Raw genomic sequence first — 15,848 nt, 5'->3', positions numbered from 1 at the left:
GAAGCGATACGCGGCGTGACAGGCCGCGCGCTATCAGCCTTCCGGACGGACCAGCAAACGGACGGATCAAGGCATGGTGCGACAGTTGGCGCGGTGGTCGGCGCAAGCCTGGGGTGGCGTGATTTGCGCCCTGCTCGTGGCGGCGAGCCTGGCGGGAAGCGCCCACGCCCATGAAGGGCACGACCACGGCGCGCCGCCGCCCGCCGCCTCCCAAAGCCTCGCGCCGCGCGCTGAAGCGGCCTCCGCCGCCTTTGAGCTGGTGGCCGTGCTGCGGGGCGAGGAGCTGCGCATCTTCCTCGATCGCTTCGCGGACAACGCCCCGGTGGAGGGCGCCACCATAGAGGTGGATACCCCCGCCGGCACCACGACGGCGCGGCCCGCCGCGCCGGGCACTTTTGTGCTGCCCGCGGGCGCCCTCGCAGCGCCCGGCGCGCACGATCTCGCCTTCACGGTCACCGCGGGCGAGGCGGTGGACCTTCTGGCCGCCACGCTCACGGTTCCCGCCGCCAAGGAGAGCACGACATCGCCCCCGTCACCGCCGGAACGGGCCGCACTGGCGCAGATGGGCGGGCAGGGCCTCAGCCTCCTCGCGGGGGTAGGGATCGGCTTTGTTGCCGGTGTGCTGCTGATGGCGCTGCGGCGGCGGACGGCGGCGCTCCTGCTCCTCGCGGGCCTCATCACCCCACTCAGCCTCTTGTCCCCCTTGGCCCGCGCCGCCGACAGCGTGCCGAAGGCGGTGCCCCGCGATGCCGCCCAGAGGCTTGCCGATGGCTCGGTGCTGCTGCCGAAGCCGAGCCAGCGCATTCTCGGCGTGCGCACCCTCGTCGCCTCCGCCGGCGACTTCCCCCGCGTGGTGGAGCTGCCGGGCCGGGTGATCCCCGATGCCAATGCCAGCGGCCTAGTGCAGACCGCCGTGGGCGGGCGCCTCGCGCCGCCGGAAGGCGGCTTCAAGCCCCTGGGCACGCGGGTAAAGACGGGCGACGTGCTGGCCTATGTGCATCCGCCCATCGCCGCATCCGATCTGAAGGACCTGCAGCAGCAGGGCTATGAGCTGGACCAGCAGCTTGCCATCGTGCAGCGCCGCTATGACCGGCTCTCCGCCATTAAGGACGCGGTCACCGCCCGGGAGGTGGAGGAGACGGAACTGGAGCTGAAGGGTCTGAAAACCCGCCGCGCCAATCTGGAGCGGGTGCAGCGCGAGCCCGAGGCGTTGCGCGCGCCGGTGGCCGGCGTCATCGCGAGCGCCGATGCGGTGGCCGGCCAGATGGCCGATCCCAACACGGTGGTGTTCCGCATCATCGATCCCGAGCGGCTGTGGGTGGAGGCCCTGAGCTTCGAGCCCGATGCGGGCCGCGACGGCGCGCAGGGCCGACTTGCCGATGGCCGCCCGGTGGCGCTGGCTTTCCTTGGCGCCGGGCTGTCGGACCGCAATCAGGCGATGCCGATCCAGTTCGCCATCACCCATGACAGCCAGGGGCTGCGGGTTGGCCAGCGCCTCACGGTGCTGGCGGCGTCCGGCGCGCCGCGCACGGGCATCGCCCTCCCGCGCGAGGCGGTGGTGCGTGGGGCCAACGGCGAGGCCGTCGTCTACGAGCACACGCGCGCCGAGCTGTTCGTGCCCCGCGAGGTGCGGGTGGAGCCGCTGGATGCCACCCGCATGCTGGTGGTCGCCGGGCTGGAGCCCGGCCGCCGCGTGGTGACCGCCGGCGCCGAGCTCATCGGCCAGGTCCGCTGAGGCGCCGCCGTGTTCACCTTCCTGGTCTCCCACTCCTTGCGCAACCGGCTGCTGGTGCTGGTGCTCGCCGCCGTCCTCGTGCTCTACGGCGCCTTCGCGGCGACCCGCCTGCCGGTGGACGTGCTGCCCGACCTCAACCGCCCCACCGTCACCATCATGACGGAGGCGGAAGGCCTTGCGCCCGCGGAGGTGGAACAACTCGTCAGCGTGCCGCTGGAAACGGCACTGGCCGGCCTGCCGGGGCTCATGCGCCTGCGCTCCATCTCCGGGGTCGGCCTGTCCGTGCTCTATGTGGAGTTCGACTACGGCACCGACATCTATCGCAACCGCCAGCAGATCGCCGAGCGCCTCGCCCTGGTGCGCGACCGGCTGCCGGCGAACGTGGCGCCGCAGATGGGGCCCATCAGCTCCATCATGGGGCAGATCCTCATGTTCGCGGTGACCAGCAAGAGCGCGTCGCCCATGGCGGTGCGGGAGGTGGCGGATTTCGTGATCCGCCCGCGCCTGCTCTCCATTCCCGGCATCGCCCAGGTGATCCCCATGGGGGGAGAGGTGCGCCAGTTCCGCGTGTCTCCGGACCTCGCGGCCCTGCGCGCCTATGGCATCTCGCTCGACGCGCTGGAGGCGGCGCTCAGCCGGTTCGGCACCAATTCCGGCGGTGGTTTCGCCGACCAGAGCGGGCGGGAGTTCCTGATCCGCAACCTCGCCCGCACCCTGAGCCTCGACGATCTCAAGGGCCTGGCGCTGCCCCGACCCGGCGGCGGCACCGTTTATCTCCACCAGATCGCGGAGGTGGATTATGGGGCCCGGCTGAAGCGGGGGGATGCGGGCTATATGGGCCAGCCGGCGGTCATCCTCTCCGTGGAGAAGCAACCGGAGGTGGACACCCTGGCGCTGACCCGCGCCGTGGAAGATGCGGTCGCGGACCTCAACCGCACCCTGCCGGACGGCATCCGCATTTCCGCGCCCGTGTTCCGGCAAGCGGACTTCATCTCCGCCTCCATCGGCAATGTGGAGAAAGTGCTGGTGGAGGCCATGGCGGTGGTGGCCGTGGTGCTGTTCGCCTTTCTGCTCAACTGGCGCACCACCTTCATCTCGCTCACCGCCATCCCGGTCTCGATCCTCACCACAGCCATCGTGTTCCACGCCTTCGGGCTCACCATCAACACGATGACCCTGGGCGGGCTCGCCATCGCCATTGGCGAGCTGGTGGACGATGCGGTGGTGGACGTGGAGAACATCTTCCGCCGCCTCAGGGAGAATGCGGCGGCGGCCGTGCCGCGCCCGGTGTTCGATGTGGTGGTGGCGGCGAGCCGCGAGGTGCGGTCGGGCATCGTCTATGCCACCCTCATCATCGTCCTGGTGTTCGTGCCCCTGTTCGCCTTGCCGGGTATCGAGGGGCGGCTCTTCGCCCCGCTCGGGCAGGCCTATATCGTCTCCATCCTGGCGAGCCTCATCGTCTCCATCACCCTCACGCCGGTGCTGGCCTTCTACCTGCTGCCGGCCCTGGCCCGCCGCGGCGCCCGTGAGCAGCGGGAAGGCGCGCTGGTGCGCGGCCTGAAGTGGGGCTATGGCGCGGTTCTGTCCCGGGCTTTCCGGCGCCCGCGCCTCGTGATGGGGGCCACGGCCGTGCTCTTCATCGCCGCGCTGGGGGCGGCGGTCAGCCTGCCGCGAGCCTTCCTGCCCCCCTTCAACGAGGGCTCGCTGACCATCTCCATGTCGTTCCGGCCGGGGCTGTCCCTGGCCGAAAGCAACCGCATGGGGCTGGTGGCGGAACAGCTCATCCTGGAGGTGCCGGAGGTGAAGGCCGTGGGCCGCCGCACCGGCCGGGCGGAGCTGGACGAGCACGCGGAGGGTGTCCACGCCTCGGAGATCGAGGTGGATCTCGCCCCCTCCGGACGCAGCCGCGCCCAGATCACCGCCGACATCCGCGACCGGCTCGCGGTGCTGCCCGCCGCCTTCAATGTGGGCCAGCCCATTTCCCACCGGCTCGACCACATGCTGTCGGGCGTGCGCGCCGAGATCGCGCTCAAGCTGTTCGGCGATGATCTCGACACCCTGCGGGCCAGCGCCGAGGAGCTGCGCACCCGCCTCGCCGCCATTCCCGGCCTCGTGGACCTGCAGGTGGAACGCCAGACGCGGGTGCCCGAGCTGGCGGTGCGCGTGGATTATGAGCGCGCCGCCCTCCAGGGCCTCCAGCCGGCCCAGGTGACGGGCGCGCTGGAGCGGCTTTCCAATGGCCGCGTGGTCTCCCGCCTCGTGGACGGCACCCGCAGCTTCGACCTGGTGTTGCGCCTCCATGACGGGGAACGCACCACGGCGGGCCTTTCCGGCCTTCTCATCGAAACCCCCTCGGGCTGGGTACCCCTTTCCGATATGGCGGAGGTGAAGGAGACGGACGGGCCAAACCAGATCCTGCGCGAGGGTGGGCGCCGGCGCATCGTGGTGCTCGCCAACACGAATGGCGCCCGCGACATGGCCGCAATCGTCGCGGACATGCGCCGGGTGCTGGCGGCGGCGCCCCTGCCGCCGGGCGTGTCCGCCAGCCTGGAGGGCACCTTCGCGGCGCAGGAAGAGTCCATGCGCACCATCGGCGCGCTATCGGTGGTGTCGCTGCTGCTGGTGTTCGCGGTGCTCTATAGCCGCTATCGCTCGGCGCTGTTCGCTTTGGTCATCATGGGCAGCGTGCCGCTGGCGCTCATCGGCGCGGTGGTGGCCCTGTGGCTCGCCGGCCAACCGCTCTCGGTCGCGAGCATGATCGGCTTCGTGACGCTGACGGGCATCGCAGCGCGCAACGGCATCCTCAAGATCAGCCACATCATCAATCTCGCCATCGAACACGGCATGACCTTCGGCCCCGAGCTCGTCCGGCGCGGCAGCCTGGAGCGCCTCACGCCGGTGCTGATGACCGCCACTTCGGCCGGCATCGCCCTGGTACCGCTCATGAGCGGGGCGGACGTGCCCGGCAAGGAGATCCTCCACCCGGTGGCCATCACCATCTTCGGCGGCCTCGTCAGCGCCACGCTGCTCGACGCCGTGCTCACCCCCGTCCTCGTCCTGCGCTACGGCCGCGCCTCCCTGGAGCGGCTCGTGGCGGCGGCGCCGCCGGCCTCTCCTTCCGCCGCGCCGGCGACGCCCGCCGACGCCTTCTGACCGGAGCCTTCCATGACCCGCCACATCCTCCCCGTTTTCGTCGCCGTCGCGCTTTTCGCCGCTCCGCTTGTCGCTCCTCCGGCCTTTGCCCATGAGCCGGGCGCGGGCGCCCATGGCGGCGTGCGGGTGGATGCGGGCCATCTCCATGCCGAGCTGGTGGCCGACGGCAGCCCCGCCGTCTCGGTCTTCCTCTCCAATGGGGCGGACAAGCCCATTTCCGCCGAGGGCTACAAGGCCAACGCCATCCTGCTGGTGAACGGCAAGACGCAGCGCTTTGCCCTCACCCCCGCCGGTGACGGCCGCCTGTCGGGCACGGCGGCCGAGCCCGTGCCCCATGGGGTGAAGGGGGTGGTGCAGATCACCGCGCCCGACGGCTCCACGGCCCAAGCCAAGTACTGAGGCCAAGTATCGAGGCCAGCTTCTAAGCCCATCCCTCCCTTTGCGGGCGCCTTCAGGGCCCTGCCGGAGACCGCTTCCATGTCCATCGATCCGCGTGCCCCCCTCGCTCTGAACCGCCGCCAGCTTCTCATCGGCGGCGGCGCCCTTGGCGCCCTGGCGCTGGCCGGGCCGCTGCGCGCCCAGGTGCCCCCGCTGCTCACCGCCGAGAGCACGACCATCGAGGTGCAGGGCAAGGCGGCCAAGGTGTTCGTGGTGCGCGGCCCCTCCGGCGAGGGCATCTTCGCGAAGGAGGGCGACCGCCTCTCCGGATCACTCGTCAACGCCTCGGGCACGCCCCTGCAGATGCATTGGCACGGGCAGATCTTCGCGCCGCCGGAGCAGGACCGAGCCCGGCCGGATGGCACGCCCCTCGCCCCCGGTGGCACCGATGCGGTGGACTATCCGCTCACCCCCGGCACCCACTGGATGCACTCCCATTCCATGACCGAGCAGCAGCTGCTCGCCGCCCCCCTCATCACCCGCGAGGCGGATGCGGGCGAGGCGCAGGACGTGGTGGTGATGCTCCACGACTTCGCCTTCCGCAGCCCGCAGGAGATTTTGGCCGAGCTCGGTGCGGCGGGCGGCCACGGCGCCCATGGCGCCGGCGTTATGCCGTCGCAGGCAATGGGCGCCCCCGGCATGGGGCAGCAAGGCATGGGGCAGCAAGGCATGGGCCATGACGGCGTGGGTCACGGGGCCATGGGTCACGGAGGCATGGGTCACGGGGGCATGGGTCAGGCGGGGATGGGCCCCGCGAGCATGCCCACTCCGCCCATTGGCGCCGGTTACGGAATGGGCGCCGGCCACGGGATGGGCGCCGGCATGATGGGCGGAACCGCGATGGGCGGCGCGGGAATGGCCGGAATGGCGCATGCCAATGATGTCGCCTACGACGCCTACCTCGCCAACCGGCGCACTTTGGCCGATCCGGAAGTCGTCCGGGTTGAGAAGGGCGCCGCGGTGCGCTTGCGCATCATCAATGGCGGCACCGCCACCGCCTTCTTCATCACCGTGCCGGGGCTAGAGCCCCGCTGCGTGGCGGTGGATGGTTCCCCTTGCGTGCCGGTGCGGGCGCCGGCCTTCCCCCTGGCGCAGGGCCAGCGCATAGACTTGGTGGTGGACATTCCCAAGGAAGGAGGCGCCTTTCCGGTGCTGGCCCAGGTGGAGGGCGCCACCGCGCGCACCGGCCTCATCCTGGCCACTGCCGGCGCCACCATCCCGCGTGTGGCGGAAGCGGCAGAGCAGGCCCAGGGCCTGCTCGATCTCTCCTTCGAGAGCACCCTGGCCGCGGCCCGGCCCCTGGCCGTCCGGCCGGCGGACCGCGCCTTTCCCGTGATGCTGGGCGAGGAGCCGGGCTATCGCTGGACCATCAATGGCCGCGTCCATGGCGAGGATGTGCCGTTTGATGTCCGCCAGGGCGAGCGGGTGGAGATGACCTTCATGAATCCGACCATGATGAGCCACCCCATGCACATTCACGGCCATCATTTCCAGGTGGTGGGCCTTGGTGGCCGGCGCTTTTCCGGGCCTGTGCGCGACACGGTGATCGTGCCGCCACGTGTGCCGGTGACCATCGCCTTCGATGCTGGCCCGAAGGGCGAATGGTTCCTGCATTGCCACCACCTCTACCATATGGCCGGTGGCATGATGACGATGGTGCGGGTGGCCTGAGCCGCTGCGTCTGCACGCCGGGTGGGGCGGGGCCGTGCGCCTCCGTCCCGTGCCGCCAGGGGCATGCCCGCCACGCGCGGGCGCCTTCGAAGCGGGGCCGGTCCTCCGGCGCCGCGGCCGCCCGTTTTCCCCGGCCGCCGAAAGCCGGCCAAAGGCTTGTGTGGCAGGGCAGGGGCCGGCGCCGCTGGCATGAAGCGAGCGCGCTTTCCCGACCCGCGCCGGTACCCACGTTGCTCGAAAGGGCGTTAGACCGCGCGCACCTTCATCACCTGATCACTGAGAGGGTTGAATAACCTTCAGCGCCCCCCGGCCGCTCCCGTGCTGCGGGAAGGGGCGCGAGCGGGTGCGGCGCAGGCTTTCCCAGGCCTCCTGGTCGACCTCCGCCTTCAAGGTGGTCTTCGGCGCCTTGTCGGGATGAGCGGTGTCCGGAAAGTCAGCGTAGCGAACGCGGAACGCTCCATCCCCGCGCAGGCGGGGGAGCCGCGTCGGTGGTGTCCTTCGGCTGTATCATGCACGGTCCATCCCCGCATGGGCGGGGGAGTTCTTTGGATATAACATATTGATTTTAAAGCACTATCAAGAAGATGAAATGTGGCGGACTGCCCTGCCACACAGAAGCCAGAGCCCCGTCAAGGTCCGCCAGTCGTCGCGGTGGGGTGCCGAGGGCTTCGAGACCAAGGCCGCCGGCTTGCTTGTCGTCGTGCCGGCCCGAGGGGACCGGGGCCTGGAGCAGCGCCGGCTGGTCCGGCGGACCGACGAGATGCCAGGGCTCATCACCCGGAAAGTCCGGCGTCAGGCCGCGCAGCAAAGCGCGCCAGCTTTCGGCGTCCGGCGGGGGCTCTTCCAAATCCGCCTTGAGGCAGGCCAGCGCACCAAGCTGGCACAGAAAAGCGTGCCACGCATGGCGTTGGCGCGGACGCAGCGCACGGAAGGCTCGCCACCTCGTCCCGCAGCAAAGCGGCATAGGGATCGGGAAGGGTGAAGGGCTGCTCGTTAGCCTTGCGATCAAGGATGCGAATACAGGCAAGGTCCAGCGCATTCGGCATGTACGAGCATTCCAGTTGCCTTCTCACTCTGGTTGCAATCGATCTTGGCTCGTCCCCATGCGTCAACTTGGACCCCGTGACGGACCATGGATCTCCCCCTTCGCGCGCCGTTCCAGGCATGGGACCCGCTGGCGGATCATTGCGCCGACGTGGCGGCGGTGGCGCTTTTGATGCTGCGCCTGATCCAGCGCCGGCTGGCTGCTCTTGCCGGCGTGGCGGACGTGCTGCCGGTCCGGACCGCGCGGCTTTGCGCCCTCGCTTTCCTTCATGATTTCGGCAAGGCCAACCACCGCCTTCAGCGCGGTGACGGGGCCATGTGACCGAGGCCATCTACGTGGCGGCCGATCGCTCCCGCCGCCAGCAAACCGGCCTGGATGCCGCCGAGCCCCGGGCTGCCAATGGCGTGCATTTGCTGGCGATCATCCTCGGCCACCATGGCGAGCCCCCCTGATTTCCAGGCCCGCGCGCCATTCGGGCCGTTTTGGGCTCCGACGCTGGAGCGCGATCCAATCACGGCCGTGTGAACGCTGATCGATACCGCGCGGCACGGATGGCCCGCGGCGTTTGAGCCGGGAGGCCCCCCTGCTTCCCAACCTCCTGAAACCGGCGCCGTTCTGGCACGCTTTCCTGGGGCTGCTGCAGCTCGCTGACCGGCTGGGCTCCGATAGCGCCCCGGATGCCTTCCCTTTTTCCGAGGCGGGAGCACCGTCGCGTCTCGACCTGTCGCGGGTGCGCGCCCGTGATCTGGTGGAGCGGCTCGGCCTCGACCCCAGGAAAATGCGGCATCTTCTGCCTGCTGTATTCGATTTTTCCGCCATCGGCCCCTATCCACCCTCGCCCCTCCAACTGGCGGTCGCAGAGCTGGCGGGGCCGATCGTGGGCCTGGAGGCCGAAACCGGCTCCGGCAAGATCGAGGCGGCGTTCCGGCGCTTCGCCCACCTGTTTGCCGACAGCATGGTGGACGGGCTTTATTTCGCCCTGCCGACGCGCGGCGCTGCGAGTGCCAAGCATGCCCGCATTCAAGCCGCATGCGACCGCCTGCTGGGGAAGGGCAGCTGGACGTGGTGCGCGCTCTGCCCGGTGATGTCGCTGCCGGTGAGACCCGCTGCGCCCGCCGCCGGACTTCGGCGCCCAATGGACGGACGACCCCGACGAGGACACAAAGCGCCCCCGCTGGGCCGCCGAGAGGCCGAAGCGCTTTCTCACCGCGCCAGTGGCGTTGGGCACCATTGACCCGGCCCTGCTGGGCATCGTGCGGGTGAAGCACGCCCAGATGCGCAGCTTCTGCCTCTCCCGCTCGCTGCTGGCGGTGGACGAAGTCCATACTTCCGACGCTTATATGAGCGCACTGCTCGAACGGCTGCTGGAGCAGCATGTTGCCGCTGGCGGTCAGGCGCTGCTTTTGTCGGCAACCCTCGGCACGGTGGCGCGCGCCCGCCTGCTCGCGCCGGGAACGCGCCACACTCCGCTTCCTGCGCTCAACGACGTGATCGCCATGCCTCACCCAGCCCTGTCGCAGGGTGGCGCGGGCGACCCGGTGATGCGGCTGGCCATCGGGCAAAGCCGATCGAAGCGGGTGGAGGTCGTGCCATCCAGCACCATCGGACAGCCCGGGGAGATCGCCGAAAGGGCCCTCGCGACCGCCCGCGACGGCGCGAAAGTGCTGGTGATCCGCAATCTGGTGCGCGATGCGGTGGTGACCCTCGCGGCCCTCGAAGACCAGGCCGGTGGCGATCCAATCCTGTTCTGCGTCGATGGCATCGCTCGCATGGGAATTGGGCGATGGCGATCCGCAGTGGAGCTCCGTTGAGGCCGACAGCATCGGACGCCTTTTCGCCCGCAGGAGCACGGCCGCCCTGGCCGTGGTGGACTGGCGCAGGTCCTGCCCGACTTCAGGGTGGAGAAGGATGAGATCATCGGAACGCGGCTGGGCGTGAGCGACCGGGAGATTCACTTTATCCCTCTGCTACGGGTCCTTTCCCGAGCGCGCCGGTTGTCCACCGGCTGGTGCTCCCGAGCCACGTCGCTGGCGCGGCGGAGCCGGAAACGGAGCCCACGAGCATTCAGCAGGCCGATCGCGGCCTCGAGTTCCAATTCGCCAGCAGAGCCTTTCTGTATGATCGTTTCGGTCTGCGTTCCAAGCCCGTATGACCAATGCCGTGAAAGGCTTACAGCAGGCATTCCCAAGTTCCTCTTCGCCACCGCGCAGCCCACACCCTAGGCTCAAGGTTCATGCGTCAGAGCCGGAAAGCGACGGCGGTCTCGGGGCAGACGGCGGGGAATAATGAGTGGCCACCTCGGTCCTCGCGCGTGGCGATGCGCCGCCTGACGAGAACAAGCGCCACAATATCTCAGTATAATCGGCAGTCGGAGCCTTTCCTGCCATGCCTGATCTATGGGCCGGCGCATCGGTTTCCATAGGGCGGCGAACGGGGCGAGCTGGGCGCAGCTGATGAGTAGGGTCATGGCGCGCGTCGCCGCTTGGCACGCAATGGACCAGGACGGGATTGCCTGACGGGGAGCGTGTCAGGTCGCCTCAGAGGTAAGGGCTCGAGGTCAGGTGGTCGAACAGGCTGAGCGCCGCGGGGGTCAAGTCCGCCTCGTTGCGCACACAGGCCGAAAGCTGGCGGGTTGCCCAGTCGTCAGAAAGCCGCGCGAAACCTATCCGCGCCGATCGCTTCCAATGCCGCGCCGCCTTTTCCGGCACGATGCCGATACCGACGCCCTCGCCGGCCATACGGCAAATGCCTTCGAAACTGCGGAGCGCCACACGCAGCTTGATCCTGGCGCCCAGCCTCGCCGCCTGCATCTCGATATGTTTCTGCAGGGCACCATCCATCAGGCCGATGAAATGATAATCAAGCACATCGGCAAAGCGAAGCCGTCGCTTTCCCGCGAGAACGTGATTGGCCGTAAACACGACGCCGAGCCGGTCGATGGCAAACGGGCGCAAGATCAGCCCCTCGGTCCCAGCTGCATTCGACAGAATGCCGATCTCAGCAAAGCCTGAGGCAATACTTCGCGCAATCTCGAAACTCTGCCGCTCCTTCAGTTCGATGTCGATCTGGGGATTGACCATCATCCATGGAGCAAGCCGCTCCGGCAGGAACTCGGAGACGGCCGCCGTATTGGCGAGGATGCTGATATTGGCGCGCAGCCCCTTGGCGTAACGTCCGAGTTCGCCGCGCATCTGCGCCATTTGGCGCAAGATCGTGCGCGCATGATGAGCGAGGGCCTCACCGGCCTCAGTCAGCTCGACGCCACGGCGGCCTCGATGGAGCAGCAGCACTTCGCCCACCGCTTCCATATCCCGAAGCCTCTCGCTGGCAGCTGGCAACGACATCCCGGCATCGACCGCGCCGCGCGTGATGCTGCCAGCATCCGCAACGGCAAGAAACAGGCGAAGATCGGTGAGGTCGAAGCGCATGAGGGCAGAATAGTCGATCTTCAGCCTTCGGCATATCCGAAGTCTGCTATCGCGAGATCCGCATTGTCGATAGCGCCCGATGCGGTAGCCCTCTGGAATGTTTGATCTTCCGATAGCAACACTCGCCGCCGTCCTGGCGACCTTCTTCGCCGCAGGGCTCGTCAAGGGCGTCACCGGAATGGGCCTTCCGACCGTCGCGATGGGCGTGCTCGGCGCCTTCATCTCCCCATTGGCGGCCGCAACCCTGCTGATCGTCCCGTCCTTCGTCACCAATGTGTGGCAACTCGCGGCCGGACCGAGCTTCGCCTCGCAATTGCGGCGACTGTGGCCGATGATGCTGGCGATCGTCGCGGGAACCCTGCTCGGATCGAGTTGGATCGCCAGCGGCGATGCTGAAGTGACGACGACGTTGCTCGGCGTCGCCCTCATTGTCTATGCCGCCTATACGCTATTCGCTGGACAGTTCAGTGTTTCCCGCCACGCTGAAATCTGGCTGTCGCCGCTCATCGGCGGGGTTACTGGCGCAGTGACGGGAGGAACGGGCGTATTCGTCATTCCGGCCGTGCCCTATCTGCAGGCGCTTGGGCTCGCGAAGGATGATCTGGTGCAGGCGCTTGGCCTGTCTTTCACGGTGTCGACGATTGCGATGGCGGTTGGTCTTGGCGCGCATCGAGCCTTTCAGAGCGAGCATCTCGCGCTGTCAGCCCTATCCGTGGTCCCTGCGCTGGCAGGCATGTGGGTGGGGCAGCGCGCTCGCAACCGGATCAGCCCCTTGGCCTTTCGTCGTGGGTTTCTGGCCTGCCTGCTGCTGCTCGGATGCGAAATGGCAGCGAGGTCGCTGCTATGACCGCCCTCAGCATTCGCGAACAAAGACAGTTCAGCGCGCATCGGAAAGGGGACCTTAGCGGGCGAACGGCGGCCATTGGCGGCAAATCATTCGCCAAATCGGCAAATGTGGCATCGGTGGCGGCGAGCAACCTGGAACTGTATCCCGCGGGCGTTCAGGGGCGTCCGGGAGGCCATTTGAAATATAGCAGAAACTGTTAATTGCGTTCCATCGGCGTCGGCCTGAAGCCGGGGCAGCGGGCCCACAATGGGTGGACTGAACTCCGGGCTGCACATGGTCTGCGCGGAGAAGGGCCAGCCCGTCGTCGCGCTTTTTAACCGAACGCCTGATGAGCGACCGCAAGGGCGCGCGCATCCTGTTCAAAGCCCTGCCACCGGCCAAGGTTCTCATCGCCGACAAGGCCCTCACGACGCGCATTCCCCCATCGGGAAGCCGCAGGCGTCCCTATCGCAATGACCGCAGTTTCTGTCACCAACGCCACGGGATCGAGAACCTGGTCGCTGAGCTGAAAGACTGGGGCCGTATCGCTACACGCTATAACCGATGCGCCCACACCGTCTTGTCGGCCATCTGCATCGCCGCAGCCATCGCATTCCGACTCTGATCGATGAATCCTGAGCGCCGCCATCGGCGGCAGCGACGACAACGCCCTCCTGGGGGATCGATGAGCTCGACAAGGCCGAGCGCATCCATGGGCCGCAGGCCTGGCGAGAACATCCCGCCGGCCGAAGCCGAAGAACACGCTCGGCTCGACCAGCGGAAGAGAGCCGCAGAGCTCACACAACGTGGCCTCTGGTACACCGGAGGTGTTTCACCCAAGGGCGCGAGGAGACGCCTCAGACCCGCTCCAGGGCCACCGCGATGCCCTGGCCCACGCCGATGCACATGGTGCTCAAGGAGCGCTTGCCGCCGGTGAGGGCGAGCTGCAACGCCGCCGTGCCGGTGATGCGGGCGCCCGACATGCCCAGGGGATGACCCAGGGCAATGGCGCCGCCGTTCGGGTTGACGCGCGGATCATCGTCCGCGATCCCGAGATCGCGCAGGGTGGCGAGCCCCTGCGAGGCGAAGGCCTCGTTCAGCTCGATCACGTCGAAATCCGCCGCCGTGAGGCCCAGGCGCGCCATCAGCTTCTTCGAGGCTGGCGCCGGACCGATGCCCATAATGCGCGGCGGCACGCCGGCCGCCGCCCCGCCTAGCACGCGGGCGATGGGCGTGAGGCCATGCCGCGCCGCCGTGGCTTCATCTGCGAGGATGAGCGCGGCCGCCCCGTCATTCACGCCAGAGGCATTGCCCGCCGTCACCGATCCGCCCTTGCGGAAGGGGGTGGGCAGCTTTGCCAAGGCCTCCAGTGTGGTGGCGCGGGGATGCTCGTCGCGGTCCACCACCACGGGCTCTCCCTTGCGCTGCGGAATGGTGACGGGGACGATCTCCCGGGCAAGGCGGCCATCCTGCTGCGCGGCGGATGCTTTGGCCTGCGAGCGCAGGGCGAAGGCATCCTGGTCGGCGCGGCTGATGGCGAAATCCTCAGCCACGTTCTCTCCGGTCTCGGGCATGGAATCCACGCCGTATTGCGCCTTCATCAGCGGATTGACGAAGCGCCAGCCAATGGTGGTGTCGTGAATCTCGGCGTGGCGGGAAAAGCCGGTTTCGGCCTTGGGCAGGACGAACGGTGCGCGCGACATGGATTCCACGCCGCCGGCGATCATCAGCTTTGCCTCGCCCGCCTTGATGGCGCGGGCGGCGGTGATGATGGCATCCATGCCAGAGCCGCACAGTCGGTTAATGGTGGTGCCCGACACGCCCAGGGGCAGGCCGGCCAGAAGCAGCGACATACGGGCCACGTTGCGATTGTCCTCGCCCGCCTGGTTAGCGCAGCCGAAGATCACATCATCCACCGCGCCGAAATCCATTCCCGGATTGCGGGCCATGAGGGCCTTCAGCGGAACGGCGCCGAGATCGTCGGCGCGGACGGACGCAAGGGCGCCGCCAAAGCGGCCGATGGGCGTGCGGATGTAATCGCAGATGAAGACGTCGTTCATTGCGGACTCCCAAAGCATTTCCGCAAGAGAAATGCGTTAAAGCAAGGATCGCGGGCCGTGTGCCGTTTCGATGAAACGAGGCCCGCCCTAGAGTTCAGGCACGATCAGGTCGCCCACCGGGCCGGTGGTGACGAGCTGGGCACCGGTGAGGGACTGCAGCTTCTCCAGCGTGAGGGAAGGCAGCTTCTCGCGCAGCACGAAACGCCCGTTCTCGATGTCGATGACGGCGAGGCTGGAATAGACCCGCGTCACGCAGCCGACGCCCGTGAGCGGCAGGGTGCAGCGCTCCACGAGCTTCGGCTCGCCGCTCTTGGTGACGTGCTCGGTGATGACAGCCACCCGTTTCGCCCCATGGACCAGATCCATGGCACCGCCCACGGCCGGCACGCCCTTGGCGCCCACGCTCCAATTGGCGAGATCGCCATTCTGCGCCACCTGATAGGCGCCGAGAATGGCCACGTCGAGATGGCCGCCGCGCACCATGGCGAAGCTGTCGGCATGGTGGAAGAAGGAGGCCCCCGGCTTCAGCGTCACCGCCTTCTTGCCGGCATTGATAAGGTCCCAGTCCTCCTGCCCCGCGGGCGGAGCCTGGCCGAAATCGAGAATGCCGTTTTCGGTATGGTAGATCACCTCGCGGCCTGCCGGCTGATAGCGCGCCACCATCTCGGGAAAGCCGATGCCCAGATTGACATAGGCGCCGTCGGTGATGTCCTGTGCCGCGCGCCAGGCGATCTGCGCGTTGGAAAGCTTGATGTCGTCGCTGGCGGTCATGGATAGGTTGCTCCGGCGCGGTTCAGCAGTTCCTCCTGCTGCGGGTTCGGCACCTCGACCAACTGGTCGACGAAGATGCCCGGCGTGACCACGTTTTCGGGGTCGATGTCGCCGGCGGGCACGATGCGCGAGACCTGGGCGATGGTCTGGCGCGCCGCCATGCACATCAGCGGGTTAAAGTTGCGCGCGGCCTTGCTGTAGGTGAGGTTGCCGCGGGGATCGCCGAGCTGGCCTTTCACCAAGGCGAAATCCGCCTTCAGCCAGCGTTCCTGCACATAAGGCCGCCCCTCGAACTCCTCCACCGGCTTTCCCCGCGCGAGCTCGGTGCCGTAGGAGGTGGGGGTATAGAAGGCCGGGATGCCGGCGCCGCCGGCGCGGATGCGCTCAGCCAGCGTGCCCTGGGGCACCAGCTCCAGCTCGATCTCGCCCGCCAGATACTTCTCGGTGAAGACCCTCGGGTCCGCCGAGCGCGGAAACGAGCAGATGAGCTTCGTCACCATGCCCACTTCGATCATGGCGGCGAGCCCCACATGACCATTGCCGGCATTGTTGTTGACCACCGTGAGGCCGCGCGGGCTGCCCGTCTTCACGAAGCGGTCGATCAGGGCGTGGATGAGCTCGATCGGCGCGCCGGAGCCGCCGAAGCCGCCGATCATGACCGTGGCACCGTCCCCGATACCGGCCACCGCCTCGGCGAGTGTGGCGATCGTCTTGTCCATGG

The 15,848-nt window shown here is 68.2% G+C and carries 14 protein-coding genes; 10 read left to right on the top strand and 4 right to left on the bottom strand.

Annotated elements, in window-relative coordinates:
• The first annotated feature begins 73 nt into the window (after positions 1-73).
• From L0966_RS08260 to L0966_RS08230, 8 genes are all read left to right on the top strand, one after another.
• The gene (locus tag L0966_RS08260) at positions 74-1,735 is read left to right on the top strand and encodes an efflux RND transporter periplasmic adaptor subunit (protein WP_234051420.1); all 1,662 of its coding nucleotides are present in this window, start codon (positions 74-76) and stop codon (positions 1,733-1,735) included.
• A gap of 9 nt (positions 1,736-1,744) precedes the next feature.
• Positions 1,745-4,888, top strand: coding sequence for an efflux RND transporter permease subunit (locus L0966_RS08255; RefSeq protein ID WP_234051419.1), 3,144 nt, complete (start codon positions 1,745-1,747; stop codon positions 4,886-4,888).
• A 12-nt stretch (positions 4,889-4,900) separates the two neighbouring features.
• Positions 4,901-5,287: a hypothetical protein gene (locus L0966_RS08250; protein ID WP_234051418.1), complete on the top strand. Its 387-nt coding sequence runs from the start codon at positions 4,901-4,903 to the stop codon at positions 5,285-5,287.
• 78 nt (positions 5,288-5,365) lie between these two features.
• Positions 5,366-6,997, top strand: a complete 1,632-nt coding sequence (locus tag L0966_RS08245) for a multicopper oxidase family protein (RefSeq protein ID WP_234051417.1) — start codon at positions 5,366-5,368, stop codon at positions 6,995-6,997.
• 1,132 nt (positions 6,998-8,129) lie between these two features.
• Complete coding sequence (locus L0966_RS08240) at positions 8,130-8,363, top strand: HD domain-containing protein (protein WP_234051416.1); 234 nt, start codon at positions 8,130-8,132, stop codon at positions 8,361-8,363.
• Complete coding sequence (locus L0966_RS22225; protein WP_255684191.1) at positions 8,360-8,494, top strand: hypothetical protein; 135 nt, start codon at positions 8,360-8,362, stop codon at positions 8,492-8,494. The genes L0966_RS08240 and L0966_RS22225 overlap by 4 nt, the downstream gene beginning before the upstream one ends.
• A 113-nt stretch (positions 8,495-8,607) precedes the next feature.
• Entirely contained in the window at positions 8,608-9,276 is a 669-nt protein-coding gene (locus L0966_RS08235) for a hypothetical protein (protein ID WP_234051415.1), read from the top strand.
• Positions 9,263-9,853 (top strand): hypothetical protein, encoded by a 591-nt coding sequence (locus L0966_RS08230; RefSeq protein ID WP_234051414.1) that lies wholly within the window; start codon positions 9,263-9,265, stop codon positions 9,851-9,853. The genes L0966_RS08235 and L0966_RS08230 overlap by 14 nt, the downstream gene beginning before the upstream one ends.
• A 726-nt stretch (positions 9,854-10,579) precedes the next feature.
• On the opposite strand, the gene L0966_RS08225 is transcribed toward L0966_RS08230, so the two are convergent.
• The gene (locus L0966_RS08225) at positions 10,580-11,470 is read right to left on the bottom strand and encodes a LysR family transcriptional regulator (RefSeq protein WP_234051413.1); all 891 of its coding nucleotides are present in this window, start codon (positions 11,468-11,470) and stop codon (positions 10,580-10,582) included.
• Between the two features lie 97 nt (positions 11,471-11,567).
• On the opposite strand from L0966_RS08225, the gene L0966_RS08220 reads away from it, so the two are divergent.
• Together L0966_RS08220 and L0966_RS08215 are read left to right on the top strand one after the other, a co-directional pair.
• On the top strand, positions 11,568-12,317 hold the full coding sequence (locus L0966_RS08220; RefSeq protein ID WP_234051412.1) for a sulfite exporter TauE/SafE family protein: 750 nt from the start codon (positions 11,568-11,570) through the stop codon (positions 12,315-12,317).
• A gap of 328 nt (positions 12,318-12,645) precedes the next feature.
• Positions 12,646-12,921 (top strand): hypothetical protein, encoded by a 276-nt coding sequence (locus tag L0966_RS08215; RefSeq protein WP_234051411.1) that lies wholly within the window; start codon positions 12,646-12,648, stop codon positions 12,919-12,921.
• Between the two features lie 232 nt (positions 12,922-13,153).
• Here L0966_RS08215 and pcaF read toward each other — a convergent pair whose 3' ends face one another.
• From pcaF to L0966_RS08200, 3 genes are all read right to left on the bottom strand, one after another.
• Entirely contained in the window at positions 13,154-14,356 is a 1,203-nt protein-coding gene (gene pcaF, locus L0966_RS08210) for a 3-oxoadipyl-CoA thiolase (RefSeq protein ID WP_234051410.1), read from the bottom strand.
• Positions 14,357-14,443: 87 nt separating this feature from the next.
• Positions 14,444-15,127 carry a 3-oxoacid CoA-transferase subunit B gene (locus tag L0966_RS08205; protein WP_234051409.1) on the bottom strand — a complete coding sequence of 228 codons (684 nt, stop codon included), beginning with the start codon at positions 15,125-15,127 and terminating at the stop codon, positions 14,444-14,446.
• Entirely contained in the window at positions 15,124-15,846 is a 723-nt protein-coding gene (locus L0966_RS08200; RefSeq protein WP_234051408.1) for a 3-oxoacid CoA-transferase subunit A, read from the bottom strand. Before L0966_RS08200 ends, L0966_RS08205 begins: the two co-directional genes overlap by 4 nt.
• Positions 15,847-15,848 lie beyond the last annotated feature (2 nt).

Source organism: Xanthobacter sp. NM-59, from assembly GCF_021401125.1.
Lineage (GTDB): Bacteria > Pseudomonadota > Alphaproteobacteria > Rhizobiales > Xanthobacteraceae > Xanthobacter.
This window is presented reverse-complemented; position numbering and strand designations above follow the sequence as displayed.